This window comes from Providencia sp. PROV267, from assembly GCF_028477825.1.
Taxonomy (GTDB): Bacteria; Pseudomonadota; Gammaproteobacteria; order Enterobacterales; family Enterobacteriaceae; genus Providencia; species Providencia stuartii.
In genome coordinates, this window is record NZ_JAMPLX010000017.1 from 1 (window position 1) to 20,367 (window position 20,367).

Below are 20,367 nucleotides of genomic sequence, written 5' to 3' on the forward strand. Positions count from 1 at the left end.
TAGATCCGTTAATATCAAAAAACTTTGGTATGGAAGCCACCTTTGTGCTTGATAACAATGCACCAGCGACTTTTGATGGCGGCTATGAAAAAAAATCAGGAGATATAAATGAGCAGTTAATATTATTTCCGTTGATTAGCGAGCGATTTATAGGGGGGTATGTCAAACAATTTTGGTTAATAGCTAAATATGAAACTATGACCTATAAAGTAATAAACACTCAAAATATCAATATAAATATTGATTATAGATCTAACATAAAAAGTTACTGGGTTGGGGCAAAAAAGAAAGGCGAAGATTCTTTTTTAAAGTATCCAAATGGCGATGTTATTCTTAATTCTGAAGTTGAACCTGAGTATAAAAAACTACTTGAAATATCAGAATCCATGATCCAAAAATAAAAACACTAACTTATACACATTATATGGGTGTAATATTTTTATATGAAATGTAAAACACTCCCCATTATTACCTCTTTGCTTTCTTTGTTGTTTATGTCTGATGCACTTGCTTTAAAAACGTGCTCAAATGAGCAGAGAAATATTAACAAACAGAACGCTTATATAATTACCAGTGATATTTTTTATGGTCCCGTAAAATCTGTAAAAGCCATACACACGAGACCTGAAAATAAATACGGTAAAACCGATAATGGAACAAGAGTATATCAATTCTCAGATTGTAATGAGCTGACTGAATTCAGCTGGAAATCTCAAAGAGTCATATCACCGTCGGATTCTGTAACCTTTGTTTCAGACGGGGAATTAATTGGCAGTAATCCTTACCATGTTAAAGCTGTCTCTGACTTCAGTGCCTCCAGTAACTCCAGCTATACCAATGCCAGCTTATTTTATTACACTGATAGCAATGGGCGGATTATCAAAAATGAGGAAATAGTTCTGACTAAAAACAGAGTCTTTTCTGATGCCGATGAAGAAAATAAACGCCGTGAATTGTCAGAAAATTCAGACGATACTTTTTCTGTTTCAGTTATTAACTGGAATAATGGACTTATTAATAACAGGGTTGTGTCCACTCCCCCTAAAATAATACAGCTATAATTAGAGTTTCTGCCCTAAAAATTGCAGAGGTCATGATGAAAAAAGCCCGTTTTACTGAAACTCAAATCGTTAATATTTTAAAGCTCGCTGATTCAGGGATGAAAGTGGAAGACATTTGTCGCCAAAATGGGATCAGTAACGCCACTTATTATAATTGGAAATCAAAATATGGTGGCATGGAAGCTAATGATGTTAAACGATTAAAAGAGCTTGAGGATGAAAATGCGAAACTGAAAAAGCTCTTTGCGGAAGTCAGCCTTGAAAATCATGCGATGAAGGAGCTTTTTGCAAAAAAGGGTTGGTAGTGACTGAAAAGAAGTCCTGTGCACAATCATTAAAAGAGGCAGGTTTATCAGTCATTAAGGCTTGCAAACTAACTTCATTGCCCCGAGCTACTTTTTACCGTCAACCGTTAGATTGGCGTAAAAAAGACCAAGTGGTGATCGATGCCATACAATCTGTGTTAGCGAAATCACCACAATCAGGATTTTGGAAATGCTATTTTCGGCTGCGATTTCAAGGCTATTCTTTTAATCATAAACGAGTTTATCGCGTTTATTGTCGATTAGGATTGAACTTGAAACGACGGGTTAAAAAGGTGCTTCCGAAGCGTGAAAAAAGACCATTAGTGATAGAAAAAGTCCCGAATATTCAATGGGCTTTGGATTTTGTACACGACAGTTTGTACTGTGGTAAACGCTTCAGAACCTTGAATATTATTGATGAGGGGACACGTGAGTGCCTGGCAATTGAAGTTGATACGTCATTGCCTGCTGAACGAGTCATTAGAGTACTAGAACGTTTGAAAATCGATAGAGGATTGCCGAAACAAATTCGAGTGGATAATGGGTCTGAACTTATTTCAGCTAATCTATTGAATGATTGTAAAAATAATCGAATTGATTTATGCCATATTCAACCTGGTAAACCTCAACAAAACGGTTTTATCGAACGATTTAATGGTTCATTTCGCCGTGAATTTTTAAATGCCTATTTATTTGAATCATTAAGCCAAGTACGAGAGATGGTGTGGTTTTGGCAGCAAGATTACAATCTAAATCGAACCCACGAAAGTTTAAATAACCTCCCACCGGAGACATACCGTAAACAGTTAGAAATCTCTAATTTGAAGTGTCTTAATTAATGGGGAGTGGACACTCCCCATTGGGAGCATGTTTTTTATACGTCAAAGTATTCATATAATGAAGTATTAAAGATAGCCAAGGATAGAGCTAAAAACAGTGGTTTTTAAATTGATATCTAGCTTTAAGGTTATAGTTTCGCCATAAGATCTATGTTGCCATATAAACCAACGATGATAAAATGCACTATCGCCCGTTTGATGTGAGACTACCATGAAAAAGAACGAATTAATTCAAATAACAAGACCAACTCGTACTCAGCTCACTCGTTCGGTAGCAACCTCTACAGCTATTGAAACAGGGCAGGAGTCTCGTCGCCTTGAAGAAGAGATGAAGGCTAAGCGTGAGAAGTTCGGGCATTTGAAACTGGCGATTTAGTTCTCTTTCAAGGCTTCATTAACCCAATATTTCATGGGTTCATAGTTAAGGTTTAGCCCTGCGTGGATTGTTGCAATGTATTGCTCGGGGTGTTGAGTCCAACTTTCATAGTCTAACGACTGAAAACCAGCTTGTACCGCCATCACATCAGCGAGTAAGCGCGATAAGCGCCCATTTCCTTCCCTAAATGGATGTATCAGAATTAATTCCACATGTACTGTTGCAATTGCTTCTATGACTTGTTCTCGGCTCATATTAGTGCAGGGTGTATACTTCGCTAGAAACTCTTTTTCAAATTGAGCAAGTAACTTTGCAACACGACCCGCAGGGGCAAACATAAAACCACCCTTGCTAATATTCACTGTGCGTAATTGACCAGCCCACTCGTAAACATTCCCTAACCATTGGCGGTGCCAACGCTGAATAAGAGATACAGTAATTTGCTCAGTGGGGAATTGTTCTTCAAAAATGACTTGATACAGTTTTTCTAACAGGACAAGCTCTGCGTCATTGATATCATCAACGTTTGAAAGTCCTAGCTTGTTAGCCAGTACCTCTTCATCAGAGCCGTCAGCAAATTTTCCTTCGCTGTTAGATACATCATATCTATTCATTTAAGCGTGTTCTTTTGGTGTGGGTATGAATTTTGTACGTTATCATGCTAAAAACATCAAATAAATAATAACTACCTATAAATCAACGGATTAATTAAGTGTAGGTTAAATTATAGGTTTTTCTAAAAAATTCATAAATATCGTTATATTTCAAAGCTAACACACCCATGCATCATGGTTTTAATTCAAAATTGGCTCGTTTTACCCAAATATCAAGTTTATCAGCCCAATCTTGCATCATGATTTTGCGCTCTTCAAGATAAGTTGCATGGTTATATGAATGTCTAACACTATTTGAGTCCATATGGGCTAACTGTGCTTCGATAGCATCAGGTCTATATCCAAGCTCATTTAATCGTGTGCTGCCTGTTGTGCGTGTCGCATGAGGGCTATATATAGCACTCCAACCTCTCGTTTTAAGAAATTGCCTTAGTGAGTTGGTAGACATCGGTTTTATGACAAGAATCCCGACCGGGAAATAAATGTTTACGGCTACCAGTAAAACCATAAAGAGATTTTAGAATCGCAATAGCTTGTGTAGGTAGAGGAACAATATGTTCTCTTCATGCTTTCATTCGCTCAGCTGGAATTGTCCAAAGTGCATTATCAAGATCGAATTCAGACCATTCAGCCTCAGCGACTTCAGATGGACGAGAAAGCGTCCACCACATTAACCACATACAATAGTTTAGTTGAAAGGTGCCACGGCTATTATCAAAGTTATTGAGTAATTGACCTATTTGATCTGTAGTGAGGGCTTTTTTATGTTGAGTTTTGTTTGCTGGGAGAGCTTTTCTTATTGCCCATACAGGATCGCTATCAGCTCTTAATGTGGCAACAGCAAATTCAAAAATCGAGGATATCGTCCGTTTAGCTTCAGCAGCAACTGTTGGAGCACCTCTTTGAACTTCACGCTGCAATATTTTGAGAATATGGTGAGATGTAATTTCTCTTATTGGTCATTGCCGATAGAAGGAAATACAATGCGCTCCAACATATCAAGGCGACGGTATTTTGTCACATCAGCCTAATCTTTCATTTCAACCATTCTTTTGAGATGATTTGAAATATATTTGCAGATTCGTTCGCTTTTCTGATCTTGTCTAGTTGCTTAGCTTGTGTTGGATTAATTCCTTCTGATACGAGTTTTCTGGCATCATCACATTTAGATCTGGCTTCAGCTAGTGTTATTAATGGGGAGTGACCTAATGCAAGCATGCTTGATTTTCCATTTAGTTGAAAACGGAATCGCCATGTTTTTTTACCATTAGGTTTCATTTTAAGGTACAAACCGTTGAATTCATTGATACGATAAAGTTTTTCTTTAGGTTTTGCAGTTCTGCATTTTGTATCAGTAAGCATAATAAGTTCAACTAGTTATGTAAGTTGATATTATTATACTCACTTAAAAAGGGAGGATAAATAAGTTGTACCCAGTTACATACTCATTTAGTCACGAGCTTTTATGAAACTTAATGAGGCATAAAAAAGCATAAAACCCAGTTAATATCATGAATTTTATGCTGTTTTATTATGATTTGATACTTTGTGAAATAATATAAGGCTAAAGCGCAGGCTTACACATTAAACAAGAAGTTCAGCACATCGCCATCTTGAACAATGTAATCTTTACCTTCTGCACGCATTCTACCGGCTTCTTTAGCGCCTTGCTCACCGCGGTATTTAATAAAATCATCAAATGCGATAGTTTGAGCTCGAATAAAGCCTTTCTCAAAGTCAGTATGGATCTTACCGGCGGCTTGTGGGGCTGTTGCACCGACAGGGATCGTCCATGCGCGAACTTCTTTCACGCCAGCAGTAAAATAAGTTTGTAGGTTCAATAACTGATAACCTGCACGGATCACGCGGTTTAAACCAGGCTCTTCAATGCCAAGATCTGCCATAAACTCATCACGCTCCTCATCTTCCAATTCAGCGATATCTGATTCGATAGCGGCACAAACAGGAACGACGACAGAACCTTCTGATTCAGCAATTTTATTTACCGTATCTAAATAAGGATTATTTTCAAAGCCATCTTCATTAACATTCGCAATATACATTGTTGGTTTGAGTGTTAAGAAACTTAAATAACGGATCAGTGCTTTTTCTTCTGCGCTAAGATCTAAAGTACGCAGCATGCCTGCGTTTTCAAGATGGGGTAAGCACTTCTCTAATACTTCTAATTCTGCTTTAGCATCTTTATCGCCACCTTTTGCACGCTTTTGTATGCGATGTATTGCGCGTTCACAGGTATCAAGGTCAGCGAGCGCTAATTCGGTATTGATAACCTCAATGTCCTCAGCAGGGTTAACTTGACCTGCCACATGGATGATATTGTCGTTTTCAAAGCAACGCACTACGTGGCCGATAGCTTCCGTTTCACGGATATTAGTCAGGAACTGGTTACCTAAACCTTCTCCTTTTGAGGCGCCTTTGACTAAACCCGCGATATCAACGAATTCCATCGTAGTTGGTAGAATACGTTGTGGCTTTACAATCTCAGCCAACTGGTCAAGACGTGGGTCTGGCATTGGCACAACGCCCGTATTCGGCTCAATTGTACAAAAAGGGAAGTTGGCTGCTTCGATGCCGGCTTTGGTCAACGCATTAAACAGTGTAGATTTACCCACGTTAGGCAGACCAACGATACCGCATTTAAAACCCATATGTTTCTCACCTTAAAAATAGCAAGGGGCAGGCGAGCGCTGCTCCTGAATGTTAGAAAATTGGCGCTGATTATACACAAAAAGTTGTTTTTGATGAAATGAACTCTTTACGTACACTGATTTTACGCTGTTGCTTTAAAACTATGTAGGCGATTTATCGCTTTATCCATCCCATCACTAAGTAAGATATCTGTGCACCTTAAGGACTCATCAATCGCTTCATCGATGAGTTTTTGCTCAGATGCAGGTGGTTTGCCTAAAACAAAACCAACAACTTTGTTTTTATCGCCTGGATGACCAATACCTATGCGTAAACGATAAAAGTTTGGGTTATTACTAAACTTGTTTTGAATATCCTTAAGACCGTTATGCCCACCATTACTGCCGCCTAATTTCATTTTTGCAACACCGGGGGGTAAATCTAATTCATCATGCGCGACTAAAATTTCATCAGGGTTAATGCGATAGAAGTTAGCAACAGCCAGAACCGATTTACCACTCAAATTCATAAAGGTGGTTGGAACAAGTAACCGAACATCGTTGCCATTAAGGTTGATACGGGCGGTATAACCAAAAAATTTTGCTTCTTCTTTTAAAGATTGGTTATGGCGTTCGGCAAGTAAGTCAACATACCATGCTCCAGCATTATGACGAGTTTGGGCGTATTCAGCACCTGGGTTGGCGAGGCCAACAATTAGTTTTATTTTGCTCACGGCTAATTATTCACTGTCAGTTAAGTCAAAAAATTATATCTAGTTTACCTTGTGATAGGGGGGATGTACAAAATTGAAATAGGGCAATGGGGTGTTTATTTAGTTTCGTATGAAACTATTCGGGAAAAATATTTTTAAAAAAAGCATCTTTTGTACAGAAATTATGGGAAAAGTCTCACCATGTGATAGCCATCGCAAACAATTTTACTTATTACACTATAATAATCATATAACAATATAATTTTTTCGAATATTTCAATTATGCTTTGCTTATCAGTCTACTGAGATAGGAGGTAGATATGAAACGTAAAACAGCAGTTTTGGTTGGTAATATTTTGATGGCGTTAGGGCTAATCGTTATGATAGGAAGTATTGCACTGAACCTATCTTCCCATATATTTAGTCTCAATTTACCGGACATGATCACAATGGGCTCCTTGTTTGGCATCTTTGTTGGTGCGATGATCTGGTTAACTGGAGCGAGAATTGGCGGTAGAGAAAAAATTGCTGACCGTTACTGGCTAATAAAACATTATCCACATTCAAATAAAGATAACCATCGTTATCCATAATATTTGTTTTTAATTTATGTGGACTAACAATATTAGTTGATCTTATTTAGCAACGAAGGGTGATTTCATATTTTAGATAATCACTCTTTTGTTTTTTTATTTATCTCTAACTCTCTCTTCTTTCGTGCGTATTTTATCACCATGGTAATATGAAAAATTAAGCCAACGAGGTTACCTGTAGGCTATGGTGAGTAAAAATGAATGGATAAATAAAGCCCCTACGGTTGATATTCAACCGTAGGGGCGCTACTTAAATTATGACATTTCTTTGATTTTCAAAGCAATATAGAAAAACGAGGTATTGCTACCTCGTTAATTAATTCTTAGTGCTCGAACATCGCAGAAATTGACTCTTCATTGCTAATACGGCGAATTGCTTCGGCCAGCATGCCTGAAAGTGTCAGCGTGCGAACTTTGTTCAATGCTTTAATTTCAGGTGAAAGAGGGATTGTGTCACAAACAATGACTTCATCAATGACTGAATTTTTGATGTTGTCTACGGCATTACCTGAGAAAATCGGGTGAGTTGCGTATGCAAATACGCGTTTTGCACCACGCTCTTTCAGAGCTTCAGCCGCTTTACACAGCGTGCCACCAGTATCTATCATATCGTCGACTAAAATGCAGTCACGACCAGAAACATCACCAATGATGTGCATCACTTGGGAAACGTTCGCGCGAGGACGACGTTTATCGATGATTGCCATATCAGTGTCATTTAACAGTTTCGCAATTGCTCTAGCACGGACGACGCCGCCGATGTCTGGAGATACAACGATTGGGTTTTCCAAATCTTTCTGCAACATATCTTCCAGAAGAATAGGGCTACCGAATACGTTATCAACAGGAACATCAAAGAAGCCCTGGATCTGCTCAGCGTGTAGGTCAACGGTGAGAACACGGTCAACACCTACACTGGACAGAAAATCGGCAACAACTTTAGCGGTGATTGGTACACGGGCAGAACGTACGCGACGATCCTGTCTAGCATAACCGAAGTAAGGGATAACAGCGGTAATACGACCAGCAGATGCACGGCGCAGCGCATCGACCATAACAACCAGTTCCATCAGGTTATCATTGGTTGGTGCACAGGTTGACTGGATGATAAAGATATCACCACCGCGAACATTTTCATTAATTTGAACACTGACTTCGCCGTCGCTAAAACGACCAACAGCCGCGTCTCCAAGATTAGTGTAAAGGCGGTTAGCAACACGTTGTGCTAGTTCCGGTGTAGCGTTACCAGCAAAAAGCTTCATATCGGGCACGAGAAAAACCTCAGGCTTGCGTCCAGAGAGATATTGTTGACCAATAACCGATGCTAAATCGTTATTATTGGTGCAATACACGGGTTATCCCAGCGCGGAATTTGTGCAACGGCGATTCGTTCACCCCTTGAGCGACGAAACCATGCACCCACGATGGGGCTTTATTTAACACCTTAAGGGCATCAGCTTGTGTTTCAAATTCAGAAAAAACACAAGCACCTGTCCCTGTAAGGCGAGACGGGGCATATTCTAACAGCCAAGAAACGAGCTGTTCAACCTCACGAAAACGTTTTCTTGCAATTGGTTCGCAATCATTTGCGTACGGAGCCAGTAATAATGCGGCTAGTGAGCGTTTTGGAGAATTTCGATTTAATTGCGGATCTGTGAAGATCATCGGAGTTGAGATTTCAATTCCTGGATGTGCAACCAGATACCATTTCTCTTTAGGCGAGGCTGGAGTCAAAATTTCACCTATTCCTTCCGCAAAAGCGGCATGGCCTCGCACAAAAACGGGAACGTCTGCTCCAAGGCTTTTACCTAGCTCCGCTAACACGTCATCACTCACTGCTGTTCCCCAGTGAGTATTTAATGCAATAAGTGTGGTGGCCGCATTGGAAGAGCCTCCACCGATACCGCCGCCCATTGGCAATATTTTATTGATTTTGATATCTGCCCCGAGAGGTTCTGAATAGCCTAAAGTATCACGGCAGTAGTGTTGTAATAATTTTGCGGCTTTGACGATTAAGTTTTGTTCTGGTTCTACTCCCTCCATTGGCGTGAGTAGATTGATGTGATCGTCTGCCCGCGTGGTGATGGTAATGTCGTCACCGTAATCAAGAAATTGAAACAGTGTTTGTAATTCGTGATAGCCGTCTGCTCGACGGCCTGTGATATAGAGAAAAAGGTTCAATTTAGCAGGGGAAGGCCATGTTAACGTCATTTTTGTAAAGTCCAGCTATCCATTTTTAGCTTAATTAGGCGCGAACCCTGACGTAATTCAAGGTTGCTTGGTAACATTGGAGTGGTATTCATATTGTAAGAAAGATAGTTAAGCTGCCACTTTTCACCATTGGTTTGCTGTAATGTTACAGATTTTAGGAGGTGGTTTTTATCCAGCGTAAATTGTGTTGCGCGCCCAGGTGAGCCAGTTAACCAAGCGGTCAGGTCCTCAAGCGGGATCTCCATGCCAGTAAGTTGATAAATCAGCTCGGAAGGAACATCACTCATATGCGTTTGCCCATCTTTTGTGGTTAAACGCGCTAAATCAGGTTCAACGGTGAGCTCTAACTCGCGGCTGCCGAGTGGGTTTGTCAACAATAAACGATATTTTTCAGGTGTATACTGCTGCCAGAAGAATTTAGCATAGGTTTTACTACCATCAAATTCATAGGCAAAAGAACCGCGAGTTTGATAATTGCGAAGTGCGTTGACTTCTTGTAAATGGGTTTTCCATTGTGGATCAGACGCGGAACCTGTACCAGACGTTGTTGTTTGTTGAGTGGTCACACAAGCCGTCAGCAATAAGCAAGAAAGCGGCAATAAACGCCAAAAACGCTTTGCGGTGGAAGGAGCGAAACAAGACCAAGTAGTGAACAGTTGCATAGCGACTCTCAAAAATCATTGAGTAAAAAGTAAATAGGTTTTATCAAAGCTGATACCCACTGAAGTGTAACGTGTTATTGCAATTTAGAAAAATGACTCACTGGATAATATGGTGCGACAGTGGGCAAAATATTGCGTTAAAACAGCTAAATGATCAATCGGATTGAAGAAGTTTTGCCTATTTATACAATTGGTCAATGAGTATCGATAGTTTGATTCATCAGTTGACAGATGACAATCGCAGCATATCTCATTGATATTGATAATTTCTTAATAAGTATAATAAAAAAGGGTACATCTCCGATATAAAGCGGTGTAGAATAGCAATACTAATAGTGTTGAATTCGGCTAAATCGTCAGCAGTTTTCTATGGAAAAAGTTTGGTAGTGATCATCTTTATGGTTTTCATTATTCGCGGGGCATAGAAAGCGGGGCGGAGATCATCTACAATAGTCGATAAACAAATAACAGTAGTGTGGTTATACTACTGGATAAATAATTAGCAATGTGAGCAATGTAGTTAAGCACAATGACCCTATTAGCCCTAGGCATTAATCATAAAACGGCGCCAGTAGCCCTTCGTGAACGGGTGGCTTTTGGACCAGAAAAAATCGACCATGCTCTTGAGGAGTTGCTTAAGCAACCTCAGGTGAGCGGTGGCGTTGTGCTGTCGACCTGTAATAGAACTGAGTTGTATTTGAGCCTTGAATCACAAGAACAAGCTCAAGAACAGCTTATCCAGTGGTTATGCAAGTTTCACAATATTACAGATAAAGATTTAAAACCGAGTCTGTACTGGCATGAAGGTGACCGAGCAGTCAGTCACCTTATGCGGGTTGCAAGTGGGTTGGATTCTTTAGTTTTAGGTGAACCGCAAATCCTTGGGCAGGTTAAAAAAGCGTTCGCCCTTTCTCAAGACAACCATTCTTTGTCGAGCGAATTAGAGCGTTTATTTCAAAAATCATTTTCTGTCGCTAAACGCATTCGTACCGAAACAGAGATCGGAGCGAATGCGGTTTCCGTTGCATTCGCCGCTTGTACATTAGCAAGGCAAATTTTTGAGTCACTCAAACATTTGAATATTTTGTTAGTGGGAGCAGGGGAAACAATTGAATTGGTGGCACGCCATTTACGCGAGCATGGTGTGCAGAAGATGATGATCGCTAACCGTTCTCGTGAAAGAGCGGAGTTATTAGCTAATGAGGTTAATGCGGAAGTGATCACGCTGTCTGATATTGATACACGTTTGGCTCAAGCCGATATTGTGATCAGTTCAACAGCAAGTCCGTTACCGATTATAGGCAAAGGCATGGTAGAGCGTGCGATGAAAGTGCGTCGCAGCAAACCCATGTTGTTAATTGATATTGCGGTTCCTCGTGATATCGAGCCTGATATTGAAAAACTCAGAGATGTTTACCTGTATACGGTGGATGATCTTGAGTCGATAATTCAGCAAAACCTTGCTCAGCGCAAAGCCGCAGCGGTTGAAGCAGAATTTATCGTGGAACAAGAAAGCAGCCATTTCATGGATTGGTTGCGCTCGCAAGCCGCAGTGTCTACAATTCGCGATTACAGAGCGCAGGCTGAGGCAATCCGCGCGGGGATGACAGAAAAAGCACTCGCGGCAATTAGTCAGGGTGCAGACCCTGAACAAGTTATTACACAACTTACCCAACAATTGACCAACCGCCTGATCCATGCACCAACAAAATCTTTACAGCAAGCCGCTGGAGATGGTGACTTGGAACGCCTGAATCTACTTAGGGACAGCTTAGGGCTGAACCAACAATAACCACATTTTAATCATGGGTCTGATATAACGAATGAAGCCTTCTATTGTCGCAAAACTGGAAGCATTACAGGAACGCTATGAAGAAATTCAAGCACACCTCGCCGATGCAGGTGTGATTGCTGATCAGGGACGCTTTCGTGCCTTATCAAAAGAGTATGCTCAACTGACAGATGTCGCCAAATGCTTTACGGCATGGCGGACTGTTCAGGAAGATATCGAAACAGCAGAGATGATGTTAGATGATCCTGAAATGAAAGAGATGGCTCAAGAAGAGCTAAAAGAAGCGAAAGCGCGCAATGAAGAGCTTGAACAGCAATTACAACTGTTGTTGCTGCCAAAAGATCCTGATGATGAATACAACTGTTTCCTTGAAATTCGTGCAGGGGCTGGTGGAGACGAAGCGGCTATTTTTGCGGGTGATCTATTCCGTATGTATAGCCGTTATGCCGAGGCTAACCGTTGGCGTGTTGAGTTAATGAGCACTAGTGATGGTGAGCATGGTGGCTTCAAAGAAGTGATTGCAAAAATTTCCGGTGAAAGCGTTTATGGTCGCTTGAAATTCGAATCTGGTGGTCATCGTGTACAACGTGTGCCAGAAACGGAATCACAAGGACGTATTCATACATCGGCTTGTACCGTCGCTATCCTTCCTGAATTACCGGAAGCGGAATTACCTGAAATCAACCCAGCAGATTTACGTATTGATACATTCCGCTCTTCGGGAGCGGGTGGACAGCACGTTAACACAACTGACTCCGCAATCCGTATTACCCATATTCCAACGGGTATTGTGGTTGAATGTCAGGATGAACGTTCACAGCATAAGAACAAAGCAAAAGCGATGTCTGTATTAGGTGCTCGTATCCGTCAAGCAGAAATGGATAAGCGTCAAGCCGCTGAAGCCTCGGAACGACGTAACTTATTAGGTTCTGGTGACCGTTCTGACCGTATTCGTACCTATAACTTCCCTCAAGGTAGGGTGACCGATCACCGTATCAATTTGACGTTGTATCGTTTAGATGAAGTGATGGAAGGGAAGCTGGATGCGTTAATTCAGCCGATTATCAACGAATATCAAGCAGATCAACTGTCTGCATTGTCTGAGCAAGATTAATGCAATACGGCGAGTGGGTTGACCAAGCAGTCGCAAGGCTGCCGATGAGTGATAGTGCTAAACGAGATGCGGAAATCCTGCTTCAACACATTACAGGGCGGAGTCGTACCTTTATTTTTGCATTTGCAGAAACAGAGTTAACACAGCCTGAGTATGAAGCACTTGAATCACTATTATGTCGTCGTGAGCAAGGTGAACCCATCGCCTATATTATTGGTGAGCGTGAATTTTGGTCATTGCCTTTATTTGTCTCGCCAGCCACTTTGATTCCCCGTCCTGATACTGAATGTCTAGTTGAACAGGCCCTAGCACGGCTTCCGGCTCAGCGCTGCCAAATACTTGATCTTGGCACAGGGACAGGCGCTATTGCTTTGGCGATCGCCTCTGAACGTCCAGACAGCGTGATTATCGGTGTTGATTTTAATCTGGATGCTGTTTCTTTAGCACAGCGTAATCAGCAACGTCTGGCGCTTAACAATGTACAGTTTCTACAAAGTGATTGGTTTACCTCACTGTCTTGCCAACATTTTGATATGATTGTGAGTAATCCACCTTATATTGATGGAAATGATGACCATTTGCAGCAAGGCGATGTTAGATTCGAACCTTTAACCGCTTTAGTGGCAGATAATCACGGACTGTCAGATTTAGACCATATTGTGTCTACATCGAGATCATACCTTAACCCACAAGGTTGGTTACTTGTTGAGCATGGATGGCAACAAGGTGCCGCAGTTCGTGAGTTATTCAAACAGTATGGATATAGCAATATTGAAACCTGTCTAGATTATGGTGGCCGAGATAGAATTTCGCTTGGGCAGTGGAATAAATCAGTGGAAATGTGATGAAAACCATAGCAAATATTGAATTTAACAAAATACCTTTGAGTGAAGGTATTATGATAGTTTCCCAAAGTATTCGTATCGATTTTCCTCTTATGCAAGTACAGGCTCGATTGGATAGCTTGGTTGAAGCAGCCAAAGCGGTTATTGATTTACAAGCGGATAATGAAAGTAAAATTAATCAACTAATAACGCTTTTTTATCATCAATGGCAATTTGGTGGTGCTGACGGCATCTATGCATTATCCGACATGCTTTGGCTAGATAAAGTCTTAGCAACGAAGCGTGGAACACCGGTCTCTTTAGGTTCCATTTTCCTTTATATTGCTGAGAAATTAGAGATTGATATCGAACCTGCCGTGTTTCCAACTCAGCTGTTATTACTGGCTCAGAAAGAGGATGGTTCACAATGGTTTATTAACCCAGTCAATGGGGAAACCTTGACATGGCATACGCTCAATTTGTGGCTTAAAGGAACCGTGGATCCCTACTCTGAGTTGGGTGAGGATCAACTTGATGTTGCGGAAAACAGTGTGATCATTCGTAAGTTATTTGACACGCTGAAAGCCTCTTTAATGGAAGAGAAAAAAATGGAGTTAGCGTTAAAGGTCTGTGAGACGCTATTAACGTTAGATCCTGAAGACCCTTATGAAATTCGCGACCGTGGATTAATTCTTGCACATTTAGATTGTAACCATGTGGCGTTGAATGATTTAAACTATTTTATTGAACACTGCCCAGAAGATCCTATTTCTGAAATGATTAAAATTCAGATATATTCATTAGATAATCATCCAGTAGTGTTACATTAATTTATGCACAGACAGCAAACTGTCTCGATATGAAAGGTAAGAGCATGCAACAGAAAATGGTCAGCATTGGTGATATCAAAGTCGCAAACAATCTCCCTTTTGTTCTTTTTGGTGGAATGAATGTCCTTGAATCCCGTGATATGGCAATGCAGGTGTGTGAGCACTATGTCACAGTGACGCAAAAGCTAGGCATTCCTTACGTATTTAAAGCGTCTTTTGATAAAGCTAACCGTTCATCAATTCATTCATATCGTGGCCCAGGCCTTGATGAAGGGATGAAAATCTTTCAAGAGTTGAAAGAAACCTTTGGCGTGAAAATCATTACTGATGTGCATGAGCCATCTCAAGCTCAACCTGTTGCTGAAGTGGTGGATGTTATCCAATTACCTGCATTTTTAGCTCGTCAGACTGATCTGGTTGCAGCAATGGCGAAAACTGATGCCGTGATCAATATTAAAAAACCACAGTTTATTAGCCCGGGCCAAATTGGCAATATCGTAGAAAAGTTCATTGAAGGTGGTAATGATAAAGTCATCTTATGTGATCGTGGCGCTAATTTTGGTTATGATAACCTAGTTGTTGATATGCTTGGTTTTAATGTCATGATGCAAGCTTCAAATGGTTGTCCAGTTATTTTTGATGTTACCCATTCGCTGCAATGTCGTGACCCATTTGGCGCTGCTTCTGGTGGTCGTCGTGCTCAAGTGGCTGAATTGGCCAGAGCAGGCATGGCAGTTGGGTTAGCAGGGCTATTCCTTGAAGCGCATCCAGATCCTGACAGTGCTCGTTGTGATGGCCCGTCAGCACTACCACTTGCTAAATTAGAGCCTTTCTTACAGCAAATCAAAGCGATTGATGAGTTAGTAAAAAGCTTCCCTGAGTTAGATACGAGTCGTTAATCTCGGTTTGCAATGCAACTGAACCAAGTTGTCTCCATGTTCGGCGCTGATCTTCAGCGCCGTTATGGCGAGAAAATTCACAAAATAACATTACATGGTGGTTTTAGCTGTCCGAACCGCGATGGTACTCTTGGGCGAGGTGGTTGCACCTTTTGTAATGTCTCCTCTTTCTCTGATGAAACGCAATCGACTCAATCGATTAGTGAGCAAATTCGTCATCAAAAAGCCAAAATCACGCGAGCCAGCCGCTATCTAGCCTATTTCCAAGCCTATACTAGCACTTATGCTGAAGTGTGTTTACTACAGCAGTTGTATGAGGAAGCTCTTAAGCAGGCGAATATTATTGGATTATGTGTTGGCACGCGTCCGGATTGTGTGCCACAAGACGTGCTCTCTTTATTAAGTGGCTATCGAGAGCATGGGTATGAAATATGGTTGGAATTGGGCTTACAAAGCGCACATGATAAAACACTTCATCGCATTAACCGAGGGCATGGTTTCGCCGAATATCAAAAAACCGTAACGAAAGCAAGGCAACTCGGACTTAAGGTTTGCACGCATCTTATTTGTGGCTTACCGGGTGAAAGCACTTTAATGAATATGCAGACATTAGAAAAAGTGCTGGAGTGTGGTACGGATGGGATCAAATTACACCCTTTGCATATTGTTGAGGGGAGTATTATGGCGAAAAGTTGGCGAGCAGGGCGATTAGCGCCGATGACCTTAACTGACTATACCCAAGTGGCTGGAGAACTGATCCGCTATACACCTACCGATGTGGTTTATCACCGTATTTGTGCCAGTGCGCGCCGACCAACATTATTAGCCCCAGAGTGGTGTGAAAACCGCTGGTTAGGCATGAATAGTCTATACCAATATCTACTCACACATGGTGGACAAGGCTCCGCACTTTAATGGTTATTAATAAGCCGAGTATGGTTTCTTATATTGTTAATACTAACCATTGAAAATAGAGATCTGTTGGTGGTAGAGGAGAGATGGTTAGGCATGTGACAGGGTAGCAGTCACAAACAACGTAACTCAGCATACCCCGTCAGAGATTATTTAGCGTTTGTTCCTAGATTAGCATTATAAATTAGCCACTCCCGCGCTTTTTGGTTGTGGCTCATTTATGGTTATTTGGAATCAAGTTCCTCGAGAGCTTTATCAATCGAATTATGGAAACTTAACACTCCCTCAATAGGCGTTACACCAGCGCGCGCCAAGGTTTTAAGCGGCTGGAATGGAATGTCACAAATAACGATATGCGTGTCTTTTTTGACTATGTCGATAAATTTCTGGAATGCTTCTAACCCGCCAGCATCAAGTACAGGCACCGCATCCCACTGCATGATGATGGTTTTATAACCTTCACTTTTGACCCTTAATTCATCAAAGATACGCTCTGCTGCGGCAAAAAACAGTGGGCCGTTGATACGAACCACTAAACGGCTTTTGGCTTCATCGGTTTCTGCTAATTCACTGATCCGAGTCATATTAGCAATACGGCGCATAAACAGCAGTGAGGCGAGAACAATCCCTACAGTGATGGCAATGACCATATCGAAAAGCACAGTAAGAGACATACACAAAAGCAAAACAATGATGTCATCTTTAGGCGCGCGGCGGATCAGGTCTATCACTTTACGTGCGGCGCTCATATTCCATGCAACCATCAACAGCAATGATGACATCGCCGCTAAGGGCAGATAGGAAAGCATTGGGGCGAGGACCAATAACGTCAGCAAGACTAACAATGAGTGGATCACTGAGGAAATCGGCGAGGTTGCACCTGCACGAACGTTAGCTGCCGAACGTGCAATGGCGGCGGTAGCTGTAATACCACCAAAGAATGGCGCTGCGATATTACCAAAGCCTTGCCCGATAAGTTCACTGTTAGAGTGGTGTTTCTTGCCTGTCATATTATCAAGAACAACCGCACATAGCAGCGACTCGATCGCGCCAAGGACAGCCATTGAGAAAGCCGCGGGCATCAATGCGGTGATCATCGACCAGCTAATAGGGGGGCTGCCGGGAAGCTGCCATGGTAAAATAAACTGAGGCAAGATAGGGGGGATACCGTTACCTTCTGAGCCATCGGGCAATAAATAGCTAAATTGTGAGCCGATGGTAGCAACATTTTTATCAAACAGAGAGAGCACCCACATGACCAGTGTACCTGCAACGAGAGCAGGTAAGTGACCCGGTAACTTTAGTCCTAGCTTAGGCCATAAAATTAAAACGAAGAGTGTCACTAAACCAATCAAAGTATCGCTGAATTGGAGTGTCGGCAAAGCGTTGACTAAGGCGATAACTTTATCGACATAGTTTTCAGGAACATATGCCATTTGTAAGCCAAAAAAATCTTTAATTTGCATGGTCGCAATGGTAATTGCGATACCAGAAGTAAAGCCTAGCGTGACAGAGACAGGAATGTATTCAATAAACTTACCAAAACGAGCGAACCCCATTGCAAGCAAAATAATACCAGACATTAAGGTTGCAACGAGTAGCCCACTTAACCCGAATTGCTGTGAGACGGGATAGAGAATGACGACGAAAGCGGCCGTTGGCCCTGAAACACTGTAACGTGAGCCGCCAGTGATTGCGATAACAATACCCGCGATAGCAGCAGTATAAAGGCCATATTGTGGTGGAACTCCACTTGCTATTGCCAGTGCCATTGCTAATGGAATGGCGATAATCCCAACGGTAACCCCGGCAATTAAATCTTTAATAAAGCGAGCAAATGTATATTTCTCTTTCCAACACGAATCTATTAATGCGCTAAATAGGCGCAAGCTATTAATTTTTTTTGTACTCATTGTACCCCACCAAAATAACAGGGTTAAATAACGGAAAACAGAACCAAAGGATACGCGGAACTTACACAAAAAAATCTGCTATGTGTCAATGAACTCGCAATTATCATAACGTTTACGGGTACAAAAGTAAAAAAACCTGCGAATATTCTGTATGAATATATCTAAAAATGAATTGTTGAAGTTTTTGTTATAGCGCAAGTTATATTTAAGATAGTGTGTATAATAAATTAAATTTCATTATTAATTTCCCGTTAATAATGAAATTAAAACCCACAACCAGAGTAAAATAGTCAATAATAGTGTGTAATTGAATAATCTCTTTGTGCCAGCCCAGCGCTGCTCCATAGTAGCAACGGGTTGTTTTTTAGGGAAAAGGTAATGTAGAGCAAGGTCAAAATGATAGGGCTCTTGTCGCTGGTATAATATTTTAAAAAGATGGCTGTCAAACCATAACCGGAAAATAAAATAGTGGCTCACAATAAAAAGGAGTGTGCTAATAAAGAAGGTGAGATTATCAATTAATGAGTAAATAAATAAGATAAATTGACAAATAAAAGCGAGTAGTGATGCACAACAAAAATAACGCCAACTTGTTGTAAAAATAACCATGACATCGCCACATTGTTTATCAGATAAATGATTCATGATGATGCTCGCTTTAAATAATAGTGTTGATACCAATAATGTAATTGTTCAAGAGTTGCTGAGTTTAGGATCACTTTTGGTCTGGCTTGAGTGATTAGCGCAATCGCATCATCAATCGTTTTAGATTGTTGACTATGAACTAACCATGCAGCGGCGACGGTCGCACTGCGCGAATAGCCTAATTTGCAGTGAACATAAATTGTGCCGCTTTCTGCAAGCTCATCCATTGTGTGCACGGCGCTTTCAATATCCTTTGCACTTAGTGGTAACAAATCGATTTGAGGTTGGCTACGATAATTTAAATCGTGGCTATAGGAATTGCGAGGCCACTCGCAAGTCATATCGAAAACGGCTTGAGCTTGCAAAGGATAAAGCGGGCGTCCACCCAAAATAAGTTTATCGTTAATTTTGCTAGGTTGTCGACACGCCTTGGCATAGTAATGATAAGTTCCTACGGCAATTAATCGATACGGGAGTAGCAAGAGGAGCGCCGAAGGTGACATGCTACCCATCGGAGTTTTTTGGAATACAGAAGCGCCTAGACCTAAGTAGCCAATCGCGACGATAAATAACGCAATAGCAGGCCATAGGAGTAGCCATGCGATACCTTGAAGCGTTATTGCGAGTAACAAACAGGCAAACGCCCCTAAGCCATAATTCGTGCTCATTTTAAAGCTACGACGGCTGCCGGTGTAGTGCCAGTGCCATTGGCTTTCAATAGGCAATAGATAACTAATAAGGACACCAACGGCAAAGCCACTGATAACATCAATAAAATGGTGTTGCCACGTCGTGAGGACAGAAATGAGGATCAGTAGCGACCAGCTATGTAGCAACCAATGCCATTTAGTCGGCATATGAGCTCGGAAACGTAACCACAATAGCCACAGTAAAATAATATGTAATGAGGGGGCTTGGTTATAAGGGAGGTCAAATAATTCAAGGCTATCGAACATCCAACCGGTGATACCGCTTGTGTCAGGCCGAGGGAAGCTAAATTTTAAGGGGAATAATAAAAAGCCAACACAGGCGGCTAATGAGGCAGCGATTAAGCGTAGCCCTTGGATTGTTTGCTCTCTTAAAGAGGTGCAAATAAAAAGGGATAGGCCATAAAACAGGTCAATACTCCAATAAGGGATAATCGTCCAAGGTAAAAAAGGAATATGTGTTTCCCATGAATAAACATAAGAGGGAACATTGGCTAGCGTAGACGTATAAGTGTTAACTTGCCCATAGGTAAGAAAGAAAAAAGGGGCTAAAAAGACTAACCAAAAGAAACCGTATAACCAAATTTTTCGCCGCGGCGAGGAAGGCAAGGGCTTATGTGTGGTTGTCATTCATCTATCCGTTTAGCTAGTTTAATTGATATTGAGATGGGAATTAAAAAGAGTATCGCGTTCACTCAGTGAGTTGTTG

General features: G+C 41.3%; 18 protein-coding genes and 2 pseudogenes. 11 read left to right on the plus strand and 9 right to left on the minus strand.

Features of this window, described 5'->3' with window-relative positions:
* From PR709_RS11640 to PR709_RS11655, 4 genes and pseudogenes are all read left to right on the plus strand, one after another.
* Positions 1-401, plus strand: a pseudogene (locus PR709_RS11640) (hypothetical protein); the annotation flags it as partial.
* Between the two features lie 42 nt (positions 402-443).
* Complete coding sequence (locus PR709_RS11645; protein WP_239505687.1) at positions 444-1,061, plus strand: hypothetical protein; 618 nt, start codon at positions 444-446, stop codon at positions 1,059-1,061.
* 35 nt (positions 1,062-1,096) lie between these two features.
* Positions 1,097-2,205 (plus strand): IS3 family transposase gene (locus PR709_RS11650; protein ID WP_272570908.1). Its coding sequence is split into 2 segments (ribosomal slippage): positions 1,097-1,349 and positions 1,349-2,205, totalling 1,110 coding nucleotides; the frame shifts between segments, so codons are not numbered across the junction.
* A gap of 211 nt (positions 2,206-2,416) precedes the next feature.
* Complete coding sequence (locus PR709_RS11655) at positions 2,417-2,581, plus strand: hypothetical protein (protein ID WP_190956435.1); 165 nt, start codon at positions 2,417-2,419, stop codon at positions 2,579-2,581.
* On the opposite strand, the gene PR709_RS11660 is transcribed toward PR709_RS11655, so the two are convergent.
* The 4 genes and pseudogenes from PR709_RS11660 to pth all read right to left on the minus strand — a co-directional run bounded on the left by PR709_RS11660 (position 2,578) and on the right by pth (position 6,577).
* Positions 2,578-3,195, minus strand: a complete 618-nt coding sequence (locus PR709_RS11660) for a Fic/DOC family protein (protein ID WP_150375471.1) — start codon at positions 3,193-3,195, stop codon at positions 2,578-2,580. The genes PR709_RS11655 and PR709_RS11660 overlap by 4 nt on opposite strands.
* A 172-nt stretch (positions 3,196-3,367) precedes the next feature.
* Positions 3,368-4,557, minus strand: a pseudogene (locus PR709_RS11665) (tyrosine-type recombinase/integrase).
* A 215-nt stretch (positions 4,558-4,772) separates the two neighbouring features.
* Positions 4,773-5,864 carry a redox-regulated ATPase YchF gene (gene ychF / locus PR709_RS11670; RefSeq protein WP_004919376.1) on the minus strand — a complete coding sequence of 364 codons (1,092 nt, stop codon included), beginning with the start codon at positions 5,862-5,864 and terminating at the stop codon, positions 4,773-4,775.
* A gap of 122 nt (positions 5,865-5,986) precedes the next feature.
* The gene (pth, locus tag PR709_RS11675; protein WP_004919378.1) at positions 5,987-6,577 is read right to left on the minus strand and encodes an aminoacyl-tRNA hydrolase; all 591 of its coding nucleotides are present in this window, start codon (positions 6,575-6,577) and stop codon (positions 5,987-5,989) included.
* A 299-nt stretch (positions 6,578-6,876) separates the two neighbouring features.
* Between pth and ychH the strand changes: the two genes are divergently transcribed.
* A complete protein-coding gene (gene ychH, locus PR709_RS11680) occupies positions 6,877-7,149 on the plus strand; it encodes a stress-induced protein YchH (RefSeq protein WP_004919381.1) in 273 nt (90 codons plus the stop codon).
* A gap of 323 nt (positions 7,150-7,472) precedes the next feature.
* On the opposite strand, the gene prs is transcribed toward ychH, so the two are convergent.
* The 3 genes from prs to lolB all read right to left on the minus strand — a co-directional run bounded on the left by prs (position 7,473) and on the right by lolB (position 10,022).
* Positions 7,473-8,420, minus strand: a complete 948-nt coding sequence (gene prs, locus PR709_RS11685; RefSeq protein ID WP_006661866.1) for a ribose-phosphate diphosphokinase — start codon at positions 8,418-8,420, stop codon at positions 7,473-7,475.
* A gap of 64 nt (positions 8,421-8,484) precedes the next feature.
* Positions 8,485-9,360, minus strand: coding sequence for a 4-(cytidine 5'-diphospho)-2-C-methyl-D-erythritol kinase (ispE, locus tag PR709_RS11690; RefSeq protein ID WP_004919385.1), 876 nt, complete (start codon positions 9,358-9,360; stop codon positions 8,485-8,487).
* A complete protein-coding gene (gene lolB, locus PR709_RS11695) occupies positions 9,357-10,022 on the minus strand; it encodes a lipoprotein insertase outer membrane protein LolB (RefSeq protein WP_042116548.1) in 666 nt (221 codons plus the stop codon). Before lolB ends, ispE begins: the two co-directional genes overlap by 4 nt.
* Before the next feature lie 529 nt (positions 10,023-10,551).
* Here lolB and hemA point away from each other — a divergent pair.
* The 6 genes from hemA to PR709_RS11725 are packed head-to-tail and all read left to right on the plus strand — an operon-like array spanning position 10,552 to position 16,396.
* Positions 10,552-11,814, plus strand: a complete 1,263-nt coding sequence (hemA, locus tag PR709_RS11700) for a glutamyl-tRNA reductase (protein WP_272570900.1) — start codon at positions 10,552-10,554, stop codon at positions 11,812-11,814.
* A gap of 31 nt (positions 11,815-11,845) precedes the next feature.
* Positions 11,846-12,928, plus strand: coding sequence for a peptide chain release factor 1 (gene prfA / locus PR709_RS11705; protein ID WP_004919392.1), 1,083 nt, complete (start codon positions 11,846-11,848; stop codon positions 12,926-12,928).
* Positions 12,928-13,773 (plus strand): peptide chain release factor N(5)-glutamine methyltransferase, encoded by an 846-nt coding sequence (prmC, locus tag PR709_RS11710; protein WP_036940091.1) that lies wholly within the window; start codon positions 12,928-12,930, stop codon positions 13,771-13,773. The genes prfA and prmC overlap by 1 nt, the downstream gene beginning before the upstream one ends.
* Entirely contained in the window at positions 13,773-14,582 is an 810-nt protein-coding gene (gene sirB1 / locus PR709_RS11715) for an invasion regulator SirB1 (protein ID WP_004919394.1), read from the plus strand. The genes prmC and sirB1 overlap by 1 nt, the downstream gene beginning before the upstream one ends.
* Before the next feature lie 44 nt (positions 14,583-14,626).
* Positions 14,627-15,481 (plus strand): 3-deoxy-8-phosphooctulonate synthase, encoded by an 855-nt coding sequence (kdsA, locus tag PR709_RS11720; RefSeq protein ID WP_014658273.1) that lies wholly within the window; start codon positions 14,627-14,629, stop codon positions 15,479-15,481.
* 12 nt (positions 15,482-15,493) lie between these two features.
* Positions 15,494-16,396, plus strand: coding sequence for a TIGR01212 family radical SAM protein (locus PR709_RS11725; protein WP_040133088.1), 903 nt, complete (start codon positions 15,494-15,496; stop codon positions 16,394-16,396).
* Positions 16,397-16,617: 221 nt separating this feature from the next.
* Here the strand turns inward: PR709_RS11725 and dauA are convergent, their stop codons facing one another.
* Together dauA and PR709_RS11735 are read right to left on the minus strand one after the other, a co-directional pair.
* A complete protein-coding gene (gene dauA / locus PR709_RS11730) occupies positions 16,618-18,306 on the minus strand; it encodes a C4-dicarboxylic acid transporter DauA (RefSeq protein ID WP_004919397.1) in 1,689 nt (562 codons plus the stop codon).
* 641 nt (positions 18,307-18,947) lie between these two features.
* A complete protein-coding gene (locus PR709_RS11735) occupies positions 18,948-20,288 on the minus strand; it encodes a phosphatase PAP2/dual specificity phosphatase family protein (RefSeq protein WP_036940096.1) in 1,341 nt (446 codons plus the stop codon).
* Positions 20,289-20,367: the final 79 nt, after the last annotated feature.

Coding starts and splice junctions, on each gene's coding strand:
- PR709_RS11645 (WP_239505687.1), top strand. CDS start 444: ATGAAATGTAAAACACTCCCCATTATTACCTCTTTGCTTTCTTTGTTG.
- PR709_RS11655 (WP_190956435.1), top strand. CDS start 2,417: ATGAAAAAGAACGAATTAATTCAAATAACAAGACCAACTCGTACTCAG.
- PR709_RS11660 (WP_150375471.1), bottom strand. CDS start 3,195: ATGAATAGATATGATGTATCTAACAGCGAAGGAAAATTTGCTGACGGC.
- ychF (WP_004919376.1), bottom strand. CDS start 5,864: ATGGGTTTTAAATGCGGTATCGTTGGTCTGCCTAACGTGGGTAAATCT.
- ychH (WP_004919381.1), top strand. CDS start 6,877: ATGAAACGTAAAACAGCAGTTTTGGTTGGTAATATTTTGATGGCGTTA.
- ispE (WP_004919385.1), bottom strand. CDS start 9,360: ATGACGTTAACATGGCCTTCCCCTGCTAAATTGAACCTTTTTCTCTAT.
- lolB (WP_042116548.1), bottom strand. CDS start 10,022: ATGCAACTGTTCACTACTTGGTCTTGTTTCGCTCCTTCCACCGCAAAG.
- hemA (WP_272570900.1), top strand. CDS start 10,552: ATGACCCTATTAGCCCTAGGCATTAATCATAAAACGGCGCCAGTAGCC.
- prfA (WP_004919392.1), top strand. CDS start 11,846: ATGAAGCCTTCTATTGTCGCAAAACTGGAAGCATTACAGGAACGCTAT.
- prmC (WP_036940091.1), top strand. CDS start 12,928: ATGCAATACGGCGAGTGGGTTGACCAAGCAGTCGCAAGGCTGCCGATG.
- sirB1 (WP_004919394.1), top strand. CDS start 13,773: ATGAAAACCATAGCAAATATTGAATTTAACAAAATACCTTTGAGTGAA.
- kdsA (WP_014658273.1), top strand. CDS start 14,627: ATGCAACAGAAAATGGTCAGCATTGGTGATATCAAAGTCGCAAACAAT.
- PR709_RS11725 (WP_040133088.1), top strand. CDS start 15,494: ATGCAACTGAACCAAGTTGTCTCCATGTTCGGCGCTGATCTTCAGCGC.
- dauA (WP_004919397.1), bottom strand. CDS start 18,306: ATGAGTACAAAAAAAATTAATAGCTTGCGCCTATTTAGCGCATTAATA.
- PR709_RS11735 (WP_036940096.1), bottom strand. CDS start 20,288: ATGACAACCACACATAAGCCCTTGCCTTCCTCGCCGCGGCGAAAAATT.